This is a genomic window from Gardnerella sp. c11Ua_71, from assembly GCF_055818025.1.
This window is the reverse complement of the sequence record NZ_JARFVR010000001.1, coordinates 144,035-165,602: the sequence shown is the minus strand read 5'-3', so window position 1 is coordinate 165,602 and position 21,568 is coordinate 144,035. Positions and strand designations below refer to the sequence as shown.

The following is a 21,568-nucleotide window of genomic DNA, read 5'->3' as shown; positions in this document are numbered from 1 at the left end:
GAGGCTTCACATAAGATTGTGAAGCAAACTACGAGACGTCCAGGAGGACAAACACATGGCAAAGGAAAAGTACGAGCGTACTAAGCCGCATGTTAACATTGGTACCATTGGTCACGTTGATCACGGTAAGACTACCTTGACCGCGGCTATTTCTAAGGTGCTGCATGGCGAGTATCCAGATCTGAACCCTCAGTATGACTTCGATCAGATCGACGCCGCTCCAGAAGAGAAGGAGCGCGGCATTACCATTAACATCGCCCACATCGAGTATCAGACGGCTGCACGCCACTATGCTCACGTGGACGCCCCAGGCCACGCTGATTACGTTAAGAACATGATCACTGGTGCCGCCCAGATGGATGGCGCAATCCTCGTGGTTGCTGCTACCGACGGTCCAATGGCTCAGACCCGTGAACACGTCTTGCTTGCTAAGCAGGTCGGCGTTCCAAAAATTCTTGTTGCTTTGAACAAGTGCGATATGGTTGACGACGAAGAGCTTATCGATCTCGTTGAAGAAGAGGTCCGTGACCTCCTCGAAGAAAACGGCTTCGATCGCGATTGCCCAGTCATCCGTACTTCCGCTTACGGCGCTTTGCATGATGACGCTCCAGACCACGACAAGTGGGTAGAGACCGTCAAGGAACTCATGAAGGCTGTTGACGAGTACATCCCAACCCCAACTCACGATCTTGACAAGCCATTCTTGATGCCAATCGAAGATGTGTTCACCATCTCCGGTCGTGGTACCGTTGTCACCGGTCGTGTTGAGCGTGGTAAGCTCCCAATCAACACCCCAGTTGAGATCGTTGGTTTGCGCGATACCCAGACCACCACCGTCACCTCTATCGAGACCTTCCACAAGCAGATGGATGAGGCAGAGGCTGGCGATAACACTGGTCTTCTTCTCCGCGGTATCAACCGTACCGACGTTGAGCGTGGTCAGGTTGTGGCTGCTCCAGGTTCTGTGACTCCACACACCAAGTTCGAAGGCGAAGTTTACGTCTTGACCAAGGACGAAGGTGGCCGTCACTCGCCATTCTTCTCCAACTACCGTCCACAGTTCTACTTCCGTACCACCGATGTTACTGGCGTTATCACCTTGCCAGACGGCATCGAAATGGTTCAGCCAGGCGATCACGCAACCTTCACTGTTGAGTTGATCCAGGCTATCGCAATGGAAGAGGGCTTGACCTTCGCAGTTCGTGAAGGTGGCCGTACCGTTGGTTCTGGTCGTGTGACCAAGATTCTTGCCTAGTATTTTTTCTAACTGAAGATATTAGTTAAGTCTTAGAAAAGACCCCATGAGGAAAATCGTGGGGTCTTTTTGTATTTTCTGTTGAAGAATTACACATAGATCGTTTTGTGTTGTTTGGTGTGTTGTTTGGCGTTGTTTAGCGTGTTTTGAATTTTTACTTTTTTATAGTTATCACAAAAATTATCACAACATTGTTTTTTTTTTAAATGTTATTGTGTAAATGGCGAAAGTGTGTCTGAGAGTCAGTCTTTTGTTGGAATATTGGGGTTATAGGCCAAAAAGTGTGTAATAAATCATGTCTCACGCATTGCAATACAAGGGTTTTGCGGTAATCAAATCTGTTTTCTGCACATTCGCCACCCGGATAAAAAGTGTGTAAAAAATCAGTTCATAACCCTTATAGCAGTACGGCTCGCGGCATATCGAATGTGGGTTATTTCTTATGTTCTTTGGTGTTCGAAACATGTATTAGCTGAATATTTAACAATAAATCGTCAAACGCTGTTACTGTCGCAGATTACGTACTGCACTAGTAACATATGACCCTTACTTTCTCAGTTGGCTGACTGAGTTATTAACAGTGTCCTGCCTATTACCGTTATTTTCTCAGTTCGTTAACTGAGTTATTAACGGTGTGTGTACTGTGGCTTATACGCCAGAAGATTAATCAGCTTAGCTTTACACACTTTTTGGCCTATAGCCCATAAATCATATGTGAATAATGAAAAATCTAAATACGAAAAAACCCAAGCCGCAAAGCTTGGGTTTTGTTTGTGCCCCCTCAGGGATTCGAACCCTGGACACGCTGATTAAGAGTCAGCTGCTCTAACCAACTGAGCTAAAGGGGCGTTGGTCATTTCTTGAGCCGAGTAATAACTATACTCAGAATCGATTTATTTGCAAGTTACGGCGTGTCGTGTTTTGTTATTAGTGCTATAACACTTTTTGGTTTCACATTTTATATTTCGGAAAAATTTCGATAAGAAGTTTATCTAAAGTAACATATGTTTATAAATATAAGCAATATTTATAAAAAATAGTAACAAAAAACGAGTTTTGAATCTTTTGTGTGAACAACATGTTAATTTATAGTTGTATAATCAACGCAATTCTGAAAAATTTTCTCTTTAGAAATGGCTATATTTAGCCGTTCTTTGTGGGTTGATTCGTATTTTTTAACTGTTTATGCATAAAAATTTACATATTTATGTTTTTTTTTATTTTCCTCAATGCTAGGCTTGTGAAAAATATTTTATAAGTATTTCATTGAAGGAGAGCGTATTTATGAAGTTCAAAAGAGCATCATATTTAACTCGCTTAGCTGCATTAGGAGTTGCTACAGCAACCCTTATCGTGCCGCTTTCCGGATTAACTACAGCATACGCAGAAACTGTATCAAACGTAAATGTTAATAAAAAATCTGATAAAACCACAATTTCTGGTGCAAATAAATTGCTCAGCAAAGCTGCTGATTCAGGTCATGTGCCTACAGAAGCAGAAATTAAAAGAGCTATTAAAGATTTTGCTGAAAATAAAAAGAATGAAGGTACGGAAGAATCTTATAAAGGTTCATTGCTTGAAAAAGCTATAGAAGATTATAAAAAAGCGTATAAAAACGAATTTGACTTTAATTCTAAAGAAGAAGTAAATGTTGTAGTTACTCTTAAAGGTAAAGGTGGCATTGGAAAAAGTATTGCTTCAGAACGTAAGAATCAACAAAATAAACTTCTCCCTCAATGGTGCAAAAAATATAAGATGAAGGTTCGCCGTCAGCTTGGATACTTGGTGAATGCATTTGAGGTAACCATGCCTCAGAATATGGTATTAGAACTTAGAAAAGAGCCTGAAATTGAATCTGCTCACAAAGCACGTAAATTCCGGACAATGGAAAACAATGCACGTGTTTTACAAGGTGTAGGTGAGGCTTTTAAAAAGTATAAGCTTGATGGCACTGGTATGCTAGTTTCAATTATTGATACCGGTATTGATATGAATCAGCCAGATATGAAGCTCGATGAATCTGCAAAAGCTCATATGAAAATGAAGCCTAAGCCTGGTTTTACAGATAAAGTTCCTGACGGCTATAATTTTGCAGATCAAAACGATAATGTTAGAGATGATATTAGTGAAGAACAGCATGGCATGCATGTAGCTGGTATTGTGGCTGCTAATGGAGATGAGACAGGTAAACCAGCAGACAAGAATTGGCGTGTAGATGGTGTTGCTCCAAACGCACAGCTACTTGCTATGAAAGTGTTCTCGAATGAGGCTAGCAGAGCTGGCGGTGCTGATGATGCTGATATTGCTGCTGCTGTTGAAAAATCCGTTGAGCTTGGTGCGGATATTATAAACATGTCGCTTGGTTCTATCAACGGCTTTAGTGGAGCCTCAAATATTACAGGTTTGGCATTAAAGAAAGCTAGAGCTGTTGGTGTGCTTCCAGTTATTTCTGCCGGTAATTCAGGTTTGAATTTTTCGTCTAATGGTGAAATAGATGATGTTTTTGGAAAGTTAGATGATGCGACTCTTGGCACGCCTTCTGCATTCCCTGAAGCTTTCAGTGTTGCTTCTGTTGAAAATTCAGTTATGACAGAGAAAAAAGCAACTTATAAAGTAGATGGTTCTAGTAAAGGTACAGATATACTTTATAGGTTGGCTACAGGCAAACCTGATGGTCAAGAGCGTGAAGTCGTTTCTGTAGGATATGGAAGATCATACGATGATGATTCAGATGATCCTGATATAGATGAGTACGATAGCGTAAATGTTCACGGTAAATATGTATTAGTTGAGCGCGGTAAAATCAATTTTGCTACAAAATTCAAGCATGCTTTTGAAGCTGGTGCCGCAGGTATACTTGTTTACAATAATGATAAAGGTACAGAACAATTCCTTGGTATGGCTGGTATTGAAGGATTTGGCAAAAAATTTGGAGTGTCGATTAGGCGTACTGACGCTTTAAAAATGCTCGATGATCTTAAGCAAAATAAGAAAGTTAAGATTTCTTTCAGCAATGATTATGTAAGCGCTCCAAATCCTGATAGCATGCATCCTTCAGGATTCTCTTCGTGGGGTTCAACGCCAGAGCTCGACTTTAAGCCTAATATCGCTGGTATCGGTGGTAACGTATTTTCTACTCAGAACGGTAAAGGCAATTATGTAAACATGTCGGGTACCTCTATGGCTGCTCCAAATGTTTCAGGTCTTTCTGCACTTATGGTGCAATATTATAAGAATCGTTTTCCTTCTATTAGTAGAGTAGAACGCGCAAAGAGAGCAACTCAAGCGTTGATGAATACTGCGAAGATTCTTACTGATGATGGTAAAGATACGGGCGTTCCGTATGTTCCTCGTCAAATCGGTGCTGGCTTGGCACAGGTTGACAAAGCTATGGATACAAATGTTATTGCTACTGTTAACGGTGAATCTTATGTTCCTCTTCGTGAAGTTAATGGTGAAAGAACTATTAAAGTAGATTTGCACAATTACGGAAGCAAAGATTTAACTTTCAACGTTCCAACTCAACAAGTATTAAATGAATCAAACGAAGCTAATAAAAATACTGTTACAAATATAAGTAAGAATGAGGATTTGACTCCTCAAAATTGCAATGGCAGTATTTTAGTAAAAGCTAATAGTGTTGCAACAGTTGAATTTAAGCTTAAGCCAAATACTAGTAGAAATCACTATATTGAGGGTTATATTCGATTTGAATCAAAAGATTCTAATCAACCAAACATCTCAGTTCCATATCTAGGTTTCGTTGGAGATTGGAATAAAGAGCCAATTCTTGTTGATCCTAGTAAGGAGTATTCTTCAGATATTAAAGCAAGTACAACTCTTGTTTCTGCGGTAAGTAATACTAATAAAGTAAAGGTGAATCGTGAGGGTGAAGCTACTAAATTAGGTTCATTCTCTCCTAACAAAGATAAGCTTTTAGACACTATCATTCCATCTGTAATGATGTTCCGTAGTGCTGAAGAAGTCAGATATTCTATATATGACAGTAAGGGCAACCTTGTTAAAGATTTAGGTTATGACAATTATCTTAGCCGTAGTGATTACAGGAGCCTTAAAGGAAATGCTCATGGTAATGAGAGTTCTACTGGTGAATGGGATGGTAGTGAATACGATCCTAAAACCGGTAAAGAGGTAATTGCTCCTGATGGAATATATACGTACAAGGTTACAGCAAAATTGTCTAAGAATTCTGATCGTTCACAAACCTACACTATGAAGGTTGGTCTTGATACCAAAGCTCCTAAGATTAAGGTTTCTGACCGTGACTCTAATGGTGATGTGATTATTACTGTCACTGACGATTTGAGCGAAACTTATGTGCCTGATATTCATATAAATGGCAAATGGTCTGCAGTTAGAAATGTAGATAAAACATGCCAGGAAAAAGATGACAAGGGTGCTTGTAAGTTAAACTTTGATCCTTCTAATCCTGCGACAAAGCATACTTATAAAGTTCATATTGGGTCTGATGCTAAATTCCTTTATGTCTCAACTAAGGATTCTGCTGAAAATAAAAGTGGTTATGTTTATAAGATTTTTAAGGATTCTAAGGATTCTAAAGATGTTGTTATAAATGGAGCCTCTAAGCTTGCAAGTAAGACTATGGCCATTAGATTCATGTCTAAATTCGATGGTGACAATAATCTTTATCTTCCTATCGGCGGTTATGCTTCCGATGATGTGAAAGATATTAAAGTTTCGGTTACCTATAAAGATAATGGGAATAAGACTGTAACTGTTGATGATGAGCATAAGAAATTCTTCAAAGATAAGTCAGCTTTTGCCGCCTATGTTCCTCTTGAGAACGGTGTTAATCATATTGTTGTTACAGGTTTAAACAATGAACGTAAGCCAATTGGTAATGATGAAGTTGATGTAACTTTCAATGCTCATGCTCCAAATATAACAGTAACCAATTTGAACAAAAATAATAATCTCGATGTTCTTAAAAACGGTGAGGTTACTATTAAGGGCAAAGTTACTGATGATAAAGGTGACAAGCTTTCGATGCATTTGGATTATGTTAAGACAGCGCAAACTCCTGATGGTGGTGTTTCCGTTGGTAGCGGTTCTTCTTCTGGAGAATTTGTAGATCCTGATGATGTAAAGCTTAATGATGACGGTTCATTCGAAGTTACTATTAAACCTGATGCTACTGCTTATACAGTTACTTTAACTGCATCTGATGGTGCGAATGATTCTTCTAAAGTGTTTGCTTTAGAAGGTCGTACGAAGCCAGTAGATAAGTTTGATAGTGAAGTTCATAGGATATTCAGCAAGGATTATGACTTTGAAATAGATAAGGAATCCGCAAATAAGTTTGAAGGAATTAACACTTATATAATTCAACCAAAATTGAAAGACGGTAAGCCAAATCCTAATATAAGTGGTAATTCCTTTACAGTAACAGGTAAAGTTGGACCTAAGATTTCAAACATAGTGTTCACGCCTTCTGCTGAAATAGTTGACGGTCATATGAAATTGAAAGATCCTATTGTTGCTGTAATTAAAGATGGTCGTTTTTCTGTGACGCTTCCTATGCGTGTTGGAATAAATGATTTCCGTATGCAACTTAAAGAAAAAGTTAAGAAAGAAGGGTCAACAGAGGAATTAGAGAGAAGCTTCCTTGATACTAAGGCAAGATTCTACTTTGACGTAAATCCAGCTAAGGCTGTGTTTAACGAACCTATTGTTTACGGTAATACATTGTTCACCAATAAAGATTCTGTGGACTTCAAGGGTTCTATGAGCCAGGATTGCTTTGGGTATTCTCTGTTTATAAACGGAAGTATAGTTAGTGAATTCTTCTCAACAGATGGTGGTGGTGAAAAGGTAAACAAGTCATTGTTTAACAAGAATTTTGCTGTAAAAGATAAGGATATTATTCATGTAGAAGTGAATAATACAACTGCTTCATCTTTGGAAACCTTCATACCTGTAGTTGTTGATAAGAAGGATCCTGAAGTTAATATTGGTGTGGAAAGCAATGAAACTATTAGTGATAATAGATCCATCAAGGTGAAGGTCAAGGATAATAATCTTCAACTTGCAAAAGTATATGTTGATGGAAAAGTTGTCGCTTCTGCTAAAAATAATCTAGTTAAGAAGAATATAGAAGATATTCTTGTAGATTCTGATAATAGTAAAGATAATGCTGCTGTTGTTGCTAGCAAGCCGGGTGAGACTGAATTCAGTCTTGATATTCCAACTGCTGATTTAAATAACGGTAGTCATACTATTAGAGTAGAAGCTGTTGATTACGCGGGTAATATTACGACTAATACGAACGCTGATAGTGATACGGTTTCTAAGGTAATTGTGATTGACAGAAAGAAAGAAAAGAAAGATACGCCTCAAGGTCCATCTGAACATTCTGGCTCTTCTAATACTTCTGTAAATCCACCTGCTGAGTCGACTTCAGCGCCTAAGGCTCCTGAATCAATAGCAGATCTAAAACAATCACTTAAAGGTGATCTTGTAGTTGGTAATCGCTTGAATAACGTTGCTCGTGCTGGTAAGAGCAATCCTGTTGTTATGCTGATTGCTGGAATGAATGATTCTGCTGAATCTGGTTCTGAGTCTCCTAATGCTAAAGTTTCTAGTGATACAAGTGCATTCATTAACCAACTTAAGAAGAATAAGTTAGCTTATGCTTATGCTTATGCTTACATTTATTCTTCGCCTGTGCTATTGCATGGTAAAGATGGATCTAAGTATGTAACGGTAACGTTAGGTGATGATGGGTTGCCTCGCTTCGACGCTAAGATCCCAGAAGGATATTCAGGTGAGTATACGATTGTTCTTCTTGATGAAAATGGTTCGCAGATTGCATGGACTACTGTGTGGGTTATTCCGGCTAATGCAACTTCATCTGAAGAAACAATTGCAGAATATAATCTGAAATATTCTGAAAATAATTTCGGAAGTTCTTCAGGAAGTTCTTCAGGATTTGGATTTGGTTCAGATTACGAGAATTATGGATATTCTAGCAATGCTGACAATGATTATTTGAGCTCTGGTTACGCAAATGCTAGTGGATCTGCAAATGCAAGCAATGCTGATGCTAACGGTAGCGGAAGTAAGAACGGAAGCGGATCTAAAGCTAATGGTGCTGCCAATTCTGGTGCAAGCAATTCTGCATCTTCAAAGGAAGCTAATGCAAGTAGCATGCTTTCAAAGTTAAGTGCAACTGGTGTTGGAACAGTTTCCACTCTGGTTACAGTTACTTTGTTGATGCTAATTAGTGCTTTTGCGTTAATTGCTAGCAGATTGCGGAATCGAAGCATTAAATAATTGAATTTTAGATTCTGAAGTTGAATTTTAGATTCTATGATTCTAAATAATTAAGTACTCCTCATGCTTAATCGCATGGGGAGTATTTTATTGTGGGCACTACTGTCGAGTGTTATCGCGTGTTTGTCCCTCTTTGCAGTCAAGCTGTAAACATGACCTCGTCAAATATTATGCCGCAATTATTCCAGGATGATGCTTCGCAAGATATGCAGCAAGATTCGCAGCAGACGATTATGTCGCAGCCGCGCCAGCTTCCTCTGAAGGCAGCCGACACGACTGCCGAAAATCCTTGGCCAGTAAGCGTTATAAGCCAAAAGTTCCATGGTGCTGTAGAAAAGTGGCCTGCAGCTTGGGTAGAAGGTCAGATTGTTGAAATCAACATGAGAAGGTCTACGTCTGGCTACATAACGCTCAGAGACAGTAATGAAGACATTTCAATCTCCATAATGGGCTTTAGCAAGTTTGTTCAGCAAGCTAAAGATTTGCGGCAGGGCGATAGAGTAGTTGTTCACGGTAAGGCGGATATTTGGGTAAAAGCCACTAGATTGAGCTTTGTTGCCGACGAAATTAGACGCGTTGGCGCTGGCGACTTAAAAGCGCAAATAGATGAGTTGCGCAAGAAGCTTAAAGGCGAAGGCTTGTTTGACGCGGAAAATAAAGTGCAGCTGCCTGAGTTTCCAAAGTGCATTGGTCTAGTGTGTGCGCCTCAAGCTCGCGCAGAGGGCGATGTTATTACAAACGTGAATTTGCGCTGGCCTGTAACGCGATTTAAGGTGGTTCACGCGCATGTTCAGGGAGTGCAATGCCCAGCGGACGTTATTGCGGCAATTAAGCAGCTAGACGCCGATCCAGAGGTTGATGTGATTATTGTTGCGCGCGGCGGCGGCAGCTTTGAGGATTTGATTGGATTTTCGGACGAAGGTGTGGTTCGCACTACGGCTGCTTGCGTAACTCCGATTGTTTCTGCGATTGGTCACGAAGATGATTGGACGCTTATTGATTTGGCTGCAGATATGCGAGCCTCTACGCCTACAGACGCAGCAAAGCGCGTTGTTCCAGATGTTAACGAGCAATGGCAGTTGATTGATAACGCTTTGCAACACGCGCGCATGAGGATTTCTGCGCGAGTGGACAATGAGATTCGACTTGTTGAAGGCTACGCGAACCGTCCTAGCCTTACTAGACCGAGCACTATGCTGGAGCCGCATGAGTTGTTTGTGCAGCAGGCGGTTGAACGCATGAGGCATGGTTTGGTGCGGCTGCTTGACGACGCTAGTTTGACTGTTGAAAAGGCACATGCCAGTATTACGGCTCTTAGTCCGCAATCAACGCTTAATCGAGGTTACGCGGTTGTGCAAATTAGCGGCGGAAAAGTGCTTGACGATTCTAGTCGTGTAAAAACTGGCGACGATATAACAGTCACTCTTAAAAGTGGCTTGATTACAGCTAGCGTTACGTCTGTAGAAAAGTCGTAAAGTCGTAAAGTTATAAAGTCATAAAGTCTTAAAACTAAAACGCAAAATCTTAAATAAAAATCTTAAATAAGAAAATTAGAAAAGGATGATTATGAGTGACGAAATAAAAGACGCAAGTGCAAAAGCTGACGCAATTAGCACGCTTAGCAGCGAAGAGCGAGCTGCGATTAACGCAATGCCTTACGAAGAAGCGCGCGAAAAGCTTGTGCAAGCTGTTAAAGCTCTTGAGGCTGGCGGTTTGACTTTGGATCAGTCTATGCATCAATGGGAGCTTGGAGAAGCGTTAGCAAAGCGTGCGCAGGGCTTACTTGCAACGGTTCGCGCTAAGCTTGATGCGGCTCAAGCGGAGCAGTCGGCTACGGCTGCAACCGCTGGAACGCAATCAAATCTTGAATCTTGAGCAGGTTATAGCGTGTAAACCACGCTATAGTGTATAATTGCCATTTGTTGCCTCGGTAGCTCAGTGGATAGAGCACCACTCTCCTAAAGTGGGTGTCGTCAGTTCGATTCTGATCCGGGGCACTTTTTGCTAATGTTAGGGGATAGTGTTAGATTGTTTCTAACTTAAGCGATGATCCGTTATCGGCGGGGAGTTTTCGGAAGAACGGCGAGTGTTCGTAAGATTCTCGCTTATTAGAACCGACGGGGTTGGCCCGTATAGCCAAACACGAGAGGCTGCAAGAGTTGCGTAAGCATCTTGCAGCAAGCGAGGTGGTACCGCGGCAATAACTGTCGTCCTCGCAGGGAAATATTCACCCTGTTGAGCGAGGAGAGCACAGTGAGCGAATCCACTAATCCAGCAACTAGCGCGTGCGCAAATACGTCTGCAAATCACGTATATCCAAAAGCAAATGTAACTGCATCAACGCAAGAAAACACCGGCACGCAAGTTGCACCAAATCCTTCCTTCCCAAAGCTTGAAGAATCAGTTCTTCAATACTGGGATGCAAACAACACTTTCCGCAAGTCAATCGAATACCGCCCGTCCGGCAAGGGTAGCCAAAACGAGTTCGTGTTCTTCGACGGCCCTCCATTTGCAAACGGTCTTCCTCACTACGGTCACTTGCTAACAGGCTATGCAAAAGACGTGGTTCCGCGTTATCAGACTATGCGCGGTCGCAAAGTAAACCGCGTTTTTGGTTGGGACACTCACGGACTTCCAGCAGAGTTGGAAGCGCAGAAGGAACTTGGCATCGAATCGGTTGAACAAATCGAAAAAATGGGCATCGCGAAGTTCAACGATGCTTGCCGTGCCAGCGTTTTGAAGTACACGAACGAGTGGCAAAACTACGTACATCGTCAGGCTCGCTGGGTTGATTTCGAGCGAGGCTACAAGACACTGAACATTCCATATATGGAATCCGTAATGTGGGCATTTAAGCAGCTTTACGATAAGGGCTTGGCTTACAAGGGTTACCGCGTGCTTCCGTACTGCCCGAAGGACCAAACTCCACTTAGTGCCCACGAGCTTCGCATGGATGCGGACGTGTACCAGAATCGTCAGGACACTACCGTTTCCGTGGCTGTTAAGCTTCGCGACGAAGACGATGCTTACGCAGTATTCTGGACCACTACTCCTTGGACAGTTCCAACAAACTTCGCAATCGTAGTCGGTGCAGACATTGATTACGTGGAAGTTCGCCCAACTGAAGGCAAGTTTGCTGGCAAAAAGTTCTACATCGGTAAGCCTTTGCTTGGTTCCTACACTAAGGAACTTGGCGAAAACTATGAGGTTGTGCGCGAACTTAAGGGCGCTGAGATGGCTGGCTGGCGCTACTATCCAGTGTTCCCTTACTTTGCAAGCGATTCTGCGCTCGCTGAGGGTGGCACTCCTGGTCCTAACGCTTTTACGATTTTCACAGCAGATTATGTTGATACCGCTGAAGGTACTGGTCTTGTTCACCAGGCTCCTTATGGCGAGGACGATATGAACACGCTTAACGCGCACGAGATTCGCAGCGTTGACGTGCTAGACGCAGGCTGCAAGTTTACAAGCGATTGCCCAGATTACGAAGGCTTGTACGTTTTCGACGCCAACTTGCCAATTTTGCGTAACTTGCGTGCAGGAGACGGTCCGCTTGCTCAAATGCCGGAAGATCAGCGCGCGTTGCTATTCCAAGAAAAAAGCTACGTGCACAGCTATCCTCACTGCTGGCGTTGCGCAACTCCGCTTATTTATAAGCCTGTTTCTAGCTGGTTTGTGTCTGTTACGAAGATTAAGAAGCGCTTGCTTGAGCTTAATCAGGAGATTAATTGGATTCCTGGAAACGTTAAGGACGGCCAGTTTGGTAAGTGGCTTTCTAACGCGCGCGACTGGTCTATTAGCCGTAACCGATTCTGGGGATCTCCAATTCCAGTGTGGGTGAGTGACGATCCAAAGTATCCTCGCGTAGATGTTTACGGTTCGTTGGATGAGCTTAAGGCTGATTTTGGCTATTATCCTCGCGACGACGACGGCAATGTGAATATGCACCGCCCATATATCGATCGCCTTACTCGACCAAACCCAGACGATCCTACTGGAAAGTCGCAAATGCACCGTATTACGGATGTTCTCGATTGCTGGTTTGAGTCTGGTTCTATGCCTTTTGCGCAGTTCCATTATCCTTTTGAAAATAAGGACTTCTTCGAAGAGCACTTCCCATGCGATTACATCGTTGAATATATTGGCCAGACTCGTGGATGGTTCTACACGCTTCACATTATGGCTACGGCTCTGTTCGACCGTCCAGCTTTTAAGAATGTGATTTGCCACGGCATTGTGCTTGGTTCCGACGGTCAGAAGATGAGTAAGCATTTGCGTAATTACCCAGATGTGAACGGCGTTTTCAACGAATACGGTTCAGATGCTATGCGCTGGTTCCTTATGTCTTCGCCAATTTTGCGCGGTGGCAATTTGATTGTGACTGCAGACGGAATTAGGGATACGGTTCGTCAGGTTATGCTTCCAGTTTGGAGCTCGTATTACTTCTTCACTTTGTATGCGAACGCTGCAAACGGTGGTAAGGGCTACGATGCTCGCAGGCTTTGTGCGGATGAGGTTGCAGGACTTTGCAACATGGATCGTTATTTGCTTGCGCGCACGCGTTTGCTTGTTGAGCGCGTAGAAAAATGCTTGAACGAGTTTGCGATTAGCGATGCTTGCGCGGCAGTAAGTGATTTTATTGACGTGCTTACGAATTGGTATATTCGCGGCAGCCGCGACCGATTCTGGAATGAAGATGAGACTGCTTTCAACACGCTTTACACTGTGTTGGAAGTGTTTATGCGCACGATTGCTCCTCTTGCTCCTATGGAAGCAGAGGCTGTGTGGCGTGGTCTTACTGGCGGCGAATCCGTGCATTTGGCTGATTGGCCTTATTTGGTTGAGCCGCAAATGCTTTCAGATGGCGAGAAGAACCCTAAGTCTGGCGAAGTCACTGAGCTTGGTGCTGTTCTTGCGCATGACGATGCTTTGGTTGCTGCTATGGATAAGGTTCGCGAGGTTGTGTCTTCTACGCTTTCTTTGCGCAAGGCGGAACAGTTGCGTGTGCGCCAGCCGTTGGCAAACTTGACTGTTGTTGCAGAAAATACTGCTGCTGTAGAGCCTTACGAGCAGGTGCTTGAGCGCGAGCTTAACGTGAAGAATGTTACATTCTGCACTTTGCAAGATGCAAGCGAACACGGTTTGAAGATTGTTCACGAGCTTAAGGTTAACGCTCGCGCGGCTGGCCCTCGTTTGGGTAAGCAAGTGCAGTTTGCTATTAAGGCTTCTAAGAGTGGCGATTGGCGTGTTGACGAGTCTGGCGCTCCTGTTGTTATGACTCCAAACGGCGAAGTTGCGCTTGAACAAGGCGAGTATGAGCTTGTTAATCGCGTTGAGTCTTCGGATGCTCAAGCGGCTGCAAATACGGCTTCTTCTGCAATGCCAACTGGCGGTTTCGTTATGCTCGACACTGCTTTGACTAGCGATTTGCTTGCTGAAGGTTACGCTCGCGACGCTATTCGCGCTGTTCAAGATGCTCGTAAGGAAAACGGTTTGGATGTTACAGACCGAATCGCTTTGACTTTGAACGTGCCAGCTTCGGACGTTGCTAAAGTTGAGCAGTTCCGTGATTTGATTGCTAACGAAACTCTTGCTACAAGCTTAGAAGTTACTGAGGCTGATTCTAGCGCAACTGAGCTTAGCGTAAGTCTTAAGCGCGCGTAAAAAACACAACTAACAGCTAATTAACTAAACAAAAAACGTGCCGTTGTATGATTCATACGTCGGCACGTTTTGTTTGTCTTCGGATTTCGCATAAGTGTAGGCGAAATCGGGGTCGCGATACGCTCTAAGCGAAAAGTGAAGCAATGCGACACTCTGATTTTCTACACTTCCATACCTTCATATAAATTCGTTATGACAACAATACAAATTTATTCATGTTTGTATTTGTTAGTTTTATAGAAAAATTGCAATATGAAAGTGCAGGTAACGAAATGAGTGGCGATGAAAAGGGGCGGTGTATTTTATTCGCGTAGTAAGCGCGACTTATCAAGTGTTACCGCAATTGTTGGAATTGCAATAATATCGCTGTTTGTTTTATTGGCGATTTTTGCCGACCTTTTTACTTTTATTACAGGTAATGATCCATATAGCGAAAATCCCGATGTTTTGTCGGATTCTTCCTTGCCTACAGGCATAGGCGGAATAAGTTCAAAACATTGGTTTGGCGTAACACCATTGCGCGGAATTGACTTATTTGCAATCATCTCTCACGGCGCAAGAATTTCTCTTGGAATTGGCTTAGCTTCTACTGCAATCTCCGTTGTTTTAGGCGTTGTAATTGGCGTTATTGCTGGTTATTTTGGTGGTTTTGTTGATTTTGCAATTTCTCGCATTATGGACGTATTCTTTGGGTTCCCGTTCCTAATCTTTGCGATTGCGCTTTCTGCGATTGTTCCTCAAACTTTCCCGCGTCCGCTTCTTTTAACTCTTGTAATCGGCTTTTTTGGTTGGCCTAGTATGGCGCGATTGGTACGCGGCGAAACACTTAGCCTTAAAAATCGCCATTTTGCTGTGGCTTCTAGAGTTATGGGCGCTAGTGCTTTTCATGTTTTGCGCAATCAGATTTTGCCAAACATGCTTCCAATAATCATTGTTAATACAACACTTTCTATACCAGGCCGTATTGCACTTGAAGCGGCACTTTCATTTCTTGGCGTTGGCATGAATCCGCCTTCGCCTTCGTGGGGACGCTCAATATCCGACGCAGTGCAGTGGGCATTGGTAGACCCGTGGTATTTAATATTCCCAGGTTTATCTTTGTCCCTGCTTGCGCTCGGGTTTAATATGCTGGGCGATTGGCTTTCTTCAAAAATGGAGATAGCAGCATGAGCGTTTTTCTTTACATTATTAGGCGCGTTGCAAGCGCTTTGGCTGTTATTGCTGTTATTGCAATGGCAATGTTTTTGATTTTCTTTATGACTCCAACAAATCCTGCTCAGCTTATGTGCGGCAAACCTTGCACGCCTGAGCGTTTAGCACAAGTTTCTGCGTTTATGGGAACTGATTTGCCTTGGTATAGTCAGCTTTTTAACTATTTGCAGGGTATTTTTGTTGGCCGTACTTTTGGCGATTCTGCATCTGCCAGCGCAATTGTTTGCGCGGCTCCTTGCTTAGGATGGTCTTTTGCACTTAATGAGCCTGTTACTGGTTTGATTTTTAGTCGTTTTCCAGTTACAGCATCAATCGCCATTGGCGCTGCTGTTTTGTGGATGATAATTGGCGTATTTGCAGGCGTTTTGCAAGCTGTTAAGCGTGATTCGTGGATTGACCGCTTAATTGTAGCAATATCTTCGATTGGTATTTCGTCTCCTACCTACTTAATTGGTTTGCTGGCGATTATTGCTTTTGCGGTTTACATTCCCGTTTTTCCTACGGGTGGATATGTTAGCTTCTTTGCTAATCCTTTTGACTGGGCTTGGCATCTGCTACTCGCTTGGATTGTTTTAGCGTTGATAAATGGCGCTTTTTATGCGCGCATTACTCGTTCTACAATGATTAGGGAATTTGGTAAAGATTATGTGCGAACTGCAATAGCAAAGGGCATGCCCGATTCACATGTTGTAGTAAATCATGCTTTGCGAAATGCGATTTTACCAATATTTACAATGTTTGGTTTAGATCTTGGCGGTCTTCTTGGTGGAGCGGTTATAACTGAGCGTGTGTTCTCTATGCACGGGTTGGGTTCGCTTCTTTTAGACGCTGTTAAGACTTTTGATTTGCAAGTTTTGGTTGGAGTTACGCTGTTTTCGGCCGCTCTTGTAATAATTGCAAATCTTATTGTTGACGTCTGTTATTGTTTGCTTGATCCTAGAGCGGCTAAAGTCGCCCTTTAAAGTGGTGATTAGTGAGCGATTAAAATCGCCAGCAAAATCGCCATTAAGGTTGCAACTAAAGTCGCTACTAAAGTCTTCTTTAAATCACAATAATAAAAATTTTTAATAACTTTATAACTTTATAAAAAATTAAGGAAAAATCATGCAAAATACACAAAATATACAAAATTATTATCAAATCATCAAAAAATTTAATCGCGGTTTTGCTCTAAATATATTAAGAGCAATTGCTGTAATTCTAGTGTTTTCGCTGGTTTATGCATTTTCTGCTTGCGGAACTGCTGTGCAAAGTGGTCAAAACCTACAAAAAAGACTACCAAATGCTTCTGTGCTTAATAGCAATCCAAAAAAGGGCGGAACACTTACGATTCTAAGCTCTGAATCAAAAATGGATTTTGATCCTGCAAGAAGTCAGGGTTTGCCAATAACCTCTAATAGCCTAGTTTTCCGCGCTTTAACAACGTGGAAAGTAACGCCAAGTGGCAAAACGCGTGTTGTTGCCGATTTAGCAACAGATACGGGAACTGCTTTAGACGGCGGAAAAACTTGGAAGTACACTCTTAAAAAAGGCATTAAATACCAGGATGGAAGCCCAATAACGTCTAAAGATATTAAATATGGTCTTGAGCGTTCTTTTGCAAACTCGCTTACAGGCGGATTCGGTTACCACAAAGCGCTTTTGGAAGGCGCTAAAGACTATGCCGGTCCGTTTAGTGACAAATCTTTGGATTCGATTGAAACTCCAGACAATCAAACAATCATTTTTAAACTAAATGCTGCTTTTGCTAATTGGCCTTGGGTTGCGTCTTTGGCGGCCTTTGCTCCCGTTCCGTTAAATTCTGGGAATGCGCAGGATTATGGTAAAAGCCCAGTTGCTTCTGGCCCGTACAAAATTGTTGAAAACGAAGTTGGCAAGCAAATTGTTATGGTTAGAAACATTAATTGGGATTCCAGCGCGGATTCAATTCGAGCTAATTACCCAGACAAGATAATTTGGAAGTTTGGTGTTGATCCTTCTGTTGCTGCCCAATCTATGATTCAAGGCAATTCTGGCGCAGACAATGCTATTCTTGCAGATTTTGTGCCTCCAGCTCAACGCGCACAAGCTAAAGCAAGCTACAAGTCGAGCAATCTTTTAGTTACAAGCGGTGACGGAGCGTTGGAATATTTGGCCATGAACAATCGCCGTATTAAAGATGTTAAGATCCGAAAGGCGATTCAGTACGCTGTAGATAAGCAGTCGTATCAGCGAGCAAAGGGCGGTGCGGTTGCTGGCGGTTTTGCAACAACGCTTATTACTCCAGGCGTAAGCGAGCGCAAAGTCTATAATCTCTATTCTGCAAATCCGCGTGGGGACGTAGAAAAGGCTAAACAATTATTAAAGGAATCGGGTAAATCTAAACTAAAGTTTAGTCTTATTGCTCGCCCAGATCAGGCGCAAGTGGCATCTTCTATTCAAGCAAGCTTAAAGCGCGTTGGAATTGATGTTTCTATACGAACTGTGGATTCGCAGATTTTTACCGATATGATTACTGGCGATTCTGGCGACTACGATTTAGCTTTGTCTAAATGGCAGCCTGATTTTCCTTCTGCGTATGCAAATATTGGTCCGCTTTTTGACTCTTCGCAAATAGGCGGCGGCAATTGGAATATATCTCGCTACTCGAATCCAAAAGTGGATTCCTTGATTCGCCAAGCTGTTGGCGTTATAGATAAGTCGCGTGCAGATTTGCTTTGGCAGCAGGTTGATAAAGAGATTATGCGCGATTCTCCAATTGTTCCGCTTATTTACTCTAAGAACACTTATATTCACGGAAGCAATGTGGAAAACTTCTTCGTTGGGTCTTTCCCGGCTTATCCAAACTATGCGCGAGTTTCGCTTAGAAACTAGAAAAGGATTTAATAAAATGTTGGAAAATCGCGAAAACCCAGTGCTTAGTGTTAACAACTTGTCTATTGCGATTGGCAAAAATCAGATTACGCATAACGTATATTTAAACTTATATGTGGGCAAAATTAGCGCGCTGGTTGGCGAATCTGGTTCGGGAAAGTCATTAACTTCGTTGGCGTTAATGGGTCTTCTTCCAGGCGATTTTAGTGTTTCTGGCAAAGCGGTTATTAATACAAGCGCTAATGACAGTTTGGATTTACTAAGCAATAATGCTCCGTATTCTTATATTCGTTCGGGGCTTATTTCAATGGTGTTCCAAGAGCCATCTACTGCATTTAATCCCGTTATGCGTCTTGGCAAGCAAATTGAAGAGGCGTTAAAATATCATCCCGAAAAGTTTGGTAAGATGAGCGCTCGCGCTAGAAAATCGCGAGTTCTTGATTCCCTTAGCGAGGTTGGCCTAAAGGATGTAAATCGCGTTTATAGGTCTTATCCGCACGAACTTTCTGGCGGGCAGCTTCAGCGCGCAATGATTGCAATGGCAATTATTAATCGACCTTCTTTGCTTATTGCAGACGAGCCTACAACAGCTTTGGATGTTACAACTCAGCGTAAGATTTTGCAGCTTTTGCGCGATTTAGCTAAAAAGCATAATATTGCGGTTTTGATTATTACGCATAATATGAGCGTTGTTAAGGCTGTTGCAAACACAGTTTATGTTATGAACAGTGGCAGTATTGTTGAAAGTGGACTAGTTAAAGATGTGTTTTCTAATCCTAAAAACAGCTATACGCGCTCTCTTTTAGACTCTATTGTTGATTTTGATATTAATAATTTAGCTAGCGAATCAACTAGCTCGGATGCTTGCGATTTTTGCGTAAACATTCAAAATGTTTCTGCTAAATATGCTAAGTATTCTAAAATTTTCAACCCTTCTAAATACGCAATAAGTGATTTGAACCTTAATATTTTAAGGGGGAAAACGCATGCGCTGGTTGGCGAATCTGGTGCTGGAAAAACAACGATTGCAAAGCTTATTTCTGGTCAGCTTAAGCCAGAATCTGGCAGCATAAGCATAGAGGGTCTTAATTTATACTCCGATTGCAAAAAACGCGCAAATCGCAAGATTTTAAGCAATATTGGGTTCATTTTCCAAGATTCTGGCTCGGCGCTAAATCCTTTAAAAACTGTAGGTTGGAGCATTGCCGAGCCTCTTATTGTCAATAAAAATCTTAGCGAAGAAGAGCGCAAAAAGCGCGTGGAGCTTGTTCTTAATCAAGTGCATTTGCCATTAAGCTTAATAAACAGGTTCCCGCACGAGCTTTCTGGCGGTCAAAAACAGCGAGTTGGCATTGCGCGAGCGTTAATAAATCGTCCTTCTTTGATTATTGCAGATGAGCCAACTTCGGCGTTAGATGCAAATCATTGCCTAAAAATCCTAAATCTTTTAAGTAGCTTGCAAAAGCAGTACAACTTTTCGTGCTTGTTTATAACGCATGATTTGGCTTTAGTAAGCCGCATTGCTAGCCAAGTTAGTGTTATAAAAGGCGGAAGGATTGTTGAGCAGGGAAGCGTTAAAGATGTATTGCGTTTACCTAAAAATCCATACACGCGCAGTCTTATTGATGCTGTTTTGCAATGATTATGTTTGTGCTAAAAAGTACCATTGTAAGAGTTTATTAGGAGGTTTTTATGTCTTCGTGCGCTCCAATAGGTGTATTTGACTCTGGGTTAGGTGGTATTTCTGTAGTTCGTGAGCTTCGAGAAGCAATGCCAAATGAGCGCATTATATACTTTGGGGATTCTGCTAATGCTCCATATGGCATAAAAACTCCGCAAGAAGTGCGTGAGCTTAGTTTTAAGATTGTTGAGCATTTTGCAAGTCTTAATGTTAAAGCTATTGTTATTGCTTGCAATACTGCCACTTCTGCTGCTGTTAAAGATTTGCGTGAGCACTATAGTATGCCGATTATTGGCATGGAACCTGCTCTTAAGCTTGCTTGCGATTTAGGTGGCGGCAAGCCTCAGCGCGTGATTGTTGCTGCTACTCCTTTAACGCTTAAAGAGCGCAAGTTTGCGGAACTTATGAATCGTTTTACGCAAGATCACCAAATTTTTTCTAGACCGTGTCCAGATTTGGTAGAAATTGTGGAAAATGGTGATTTAGGCAATAAAAATATTGTTATGAGTGCTTTGCATAAGTATTTTGATTCTTATGATTTAAACAATATTGATTCAGTTGTTTTAGGCTGTACTCATTTTGTGTTTTATAAAAGTTATTTTCGCGAGTTTTTGCCTGATTGCGTGAAGATTGTAGATGGTAATGCTGGCACTATTCATCATCTTAAAAGCGTCTTAGATTCAATGAATCTTCTTGCGGATAAAGATGACGAGGGGAGTGTTTTGCTCACTAACTCCGATTCAAGCGATCGTATTGCTAAGCTATCGCAATCTCTGCTTAATAGTGACTGCTGATTATAACTTTAATTTAAATTGCAGCTTATAAATATGTGATGAAATATGTGATGAATTTAGTTGTATAAGCTTTTGATTCAACTAAATATAGCATGACCGTATTTGCTTAAAATTAATAGCACGATTACGAATATCCATAGTGAGTCTACGATTAAATCGTAGTTAATTCTGTAATACGCGTTTAGAATTTTATTTTTTAATCCAATTCCTTGCGCGCTAACTGTTGCGTGGCTAAGTGACATGAATTGTATAGTAGTGCAAAACATTAGTACTAAGCACCATGGGCAAAGAACTTGTATTACGAACATTGATTGAGAAAACAGCCAATACGCGTACAAGAGTGCGCATAACCCGCCTACCCAACTAAATATCGCTAGCCATTTTGGAAGTTTTACTTTTGCTATTCCGACTACAGCAAGTGTTACAAATACGCTTTCGGCTGCTATTCCAAAGAAGGCGTTAGGGAAGCTTAGTTCGCCAAATCGTATGAATTCTGCTTGCCATGTTTGAGCTACTTTAGAGCATGATACGAGAGTGTTTATATCGCATCCAAGCGCTTTGTGCGGTGTGCGCGCAAGAGCTAAAGTCTCAGAAGATAATATTAGAGATGTTAGAAGGGCTATTGCAGAAGTAACTAGCATAATAGCGTAAACCCAAGTAGCAGAATGTCTCCAGCCTTTTAATGAGTTTGTTTCGTAAAGTGTTTTTTCGTCTACATTGTTTTCCGTTTTAGATAGCTCATTTATATTTGTGAGTTCTGTTTGTGAATTACAGCTATCCATAAGTACTCCTGTA

Annotated in this window: 11 protein-coding genes and 2 tRNA genes; 11 read left to right on the top strand and 2 right to left on the bottom strand. The window is 41.9% G+C overall.

Translation table 11 applies throughout. The features are described 5' to 3' along the window. Nucleotides 1–55 precede the first annotated feature (55 nt). Nucleotides 56–1,255 carry an elongation factor Tu gene (gene tuf / locus P0106_RS00750; protein WP_004112314.1) on the top strand — a complete coding sequence of 400 codons (1,200 nt, stop codon included), beginning with the start codon at nt 56–58 and terminating at the stop codon, nt 1,253–1,255. A gap of 774 nt (nt 1,256–2,029) precedes the next feature. Here the strand turns inward: tuf and P0106_RS00745 are convergent. Beyond that, nucleotides 2,030–2,103 (bottom strand) — tRNA-Lys (locus P0106_RS00745). A 436-nt stretch (nt 2,104–2,539) separates the two neighbouring features. Here P0106_RS00745 and P0106_RS00740 point away from each other — a divergent pair. The 10 genes from P0106_RS00740 (at nt 2,540) to murI (ending at nt 20,773) form a co-directional block, all read left to right on the top strand. After that, nucleotides 2,540–8,569, top strand: coding sequence for a S8 family serine peptidase (locus P0106_RS00740; protein WP_473730317.1), 6,030 nt, complete (start codon nt 2,540–2,542; stop codon nt 8,567–8,569). Between the two features lie 152 nt (nt 8,570–8,721). Further along, nucleotides 8,722–10,044 carry an exodeoxyribonuclease VII large subunit gene (gene xseA / locus P0106_RS00735; RefSeq protein ID WP_246943393.1) on the top strand — a complete coding sequence of 441 codons (1,323 nt, stop codon included), beginning with the start codon at nt 8,722–8,724 and terminating at the stop codon, nt 10,042–10,044. Between the two features lie 91 nt (nt 10,045–10,135). Then, entirely contained in the window at nt 10,136–10,444 is a 309-nt protein-coding gene (locus P0106_RS00730; RefSeq protein ID WP_415682148.1) for an exodeoxyribonuclease VII small subunit, read from the top strand. A 49-nt stretch (nt 10,445–10,493) separates the two neighbouring features. Next, a tRNA-Arg gene (locus P0106_RS00725) sits at nt 10,494–10,566 on the top strand. 256 nt (nt 10,567–10,822) lie between these two features. After that, complete coding sequence (gene ileS, locus P0106_RS00720; protein ID WP_473730316.1) at nt 10,823–14,233, top strand: mupirocin-resistant isoleucine--tRNA ligase; 3,411 nt, start codon at nt 10,823–10,825, stop codon at nt 14,231–14,233. A gap of 282 nt (nt 14,234–14,515) precedes the next feature. Next, the gene (locus P0106_RS00715) at nt 14,516–15,403 is read left to right on the top strand and encodes an ABC transporter permease (RefSeq protein ID WP_004116869.1); all 888 of its coding nucleotides are present in this window, start codon (nt 14,516–14,518) and stop codon (nt 15,401–15,403) included. Further along, complete coding sequence (locus P0106_RS00710; RefSeq protein WP_004115673.1) at nt 15,400–16,407, top strand: ABC transporter permease; 1,008 nt, start codon at nt 15,400–15,402, stop codon at nt 16,405–16,407. Before P0106_RS00715 ends, P0106_RS00710 begins: the two co-directional genes overlap by 4 nt. 142 nt (nt 16,408–16,549) lie before the next feature. Beyond that, a complete protein-coding gene (locus P0106_RS00705) occupies nt 16,550–18,298 on the top strand; it encodes an ABC transporter substrate-binding protein (RefSeq protein ID WP_473730315.1) in 1,749 nt (582 codons plus the stop codon). 16 nt (nt 18,299–18,314) lie between these two features. Beyond that, on the top strand, nt 18,315–19,940 hold the full coding sequence (locus P0106_RS00700; RefSeq protein ID WP_473730314.1) for an ATP-binding cassette domain-containing protein: 1,626 nt from the start codon (nt 18,315–18,317) through the stop codon (nt 19,938–19,940). Between the two features lie 50 nt (nt 19,941–19,990). Further along, nucleotides 19,991–20,773 carry a glutamate racemase gene (murI, locus tag P0106_RS00695; RefSeq protein WP_004115668.1) on the top strand — a complete coding sequence of 261 codons (783 nt, stop codon included), beginning with the start codon at nt 19,991–19,993 and terminating at the stop codon, nt 20,771–20,773. Between the two features lie 77 nt (nt 20,774–20,850). On the opposite strand, the gene P0106_RS00690 is transcribed toward murI, so the two are convergent. After that, on the bottom strand, nt 20,851–21,555 hold the full coding sequence (locus P0106_RS00690) for a vitamin K epoxide reductase family protein (RefSeq protein ID WP_248898656.1): 705 nt from the start codon (nt 21,553–21,555) through the stop codon (nt 20,851–20,853). Nucleotides 21,556–21,568 lie beyond the last annotated feature (13 nt).

Coding starts and splice junctions, on each gene's coding strand:
- P0106_RS00740 (WP_473730317.1), top strand. CDS start 2,540: ATGAAGTTCAAAAGAGCATCATATTTAACTCGCTTAGCTGCATTAGGA.
- P0106_RS00705 (WP_473730315.1), top strand. CDS start 16,550: ATGCAAAATACACAAAATATACAAAATTATTATCAAATCATCAAAAAA.
- xseA (WP_246943393.1), top strand. CDS start 8,722: ATGACCTCGTCAAATATTATGCCGCAATTATTCCAGGATGATGCTTCG.
- tuf (WP_004112314.1), top strand. CDS start 56: ATGGCAAAGGAAAAGTACGAGCGTACTAAGCCGCATGTTAACATTGGT.
- murI (WP_004115668.1), top strand. CDS start 19,991: ATGTCTTCGTGCGCTCCAATAGGTGTATTTGACTCTGGGTTAGGTGGT.
- P0106_RS00700 (WP_473730314.1), top strand. CDS start 18,315: ATGTTGGAAAATCGCGAAAACCCAGTGCTTAGTGTTAACAACTTGTCT.
- P0106_RS00715 (WP_004116869.1), top strand. CDS start 14,516: ATGAAAAGGGGCGGTGTATTTTATTCGCGTAGTAAGCGCGACTTATCA.
- P0106_RS00690 (WP_248898656.1), bottom strand. CDS start 21,555: ATGGATAGCTGTAATTCACAAACAGAACTCACAAATATAAATGAGCTA.
- P0106_RS00710 (WP_004115673.1), top strand. CDS start 15,400: ATGAGCGTTTTTCTTTACATTATTAGGCGCGTTGCAAGCGCTTTGGCT.
- P0106_RS00730 (WP_415682148.1), top strand. CDS start 10,136: ATGAGTGACGAAATAAAAGACGCAAGTGCAAAAGCTGACGCAATTAGC.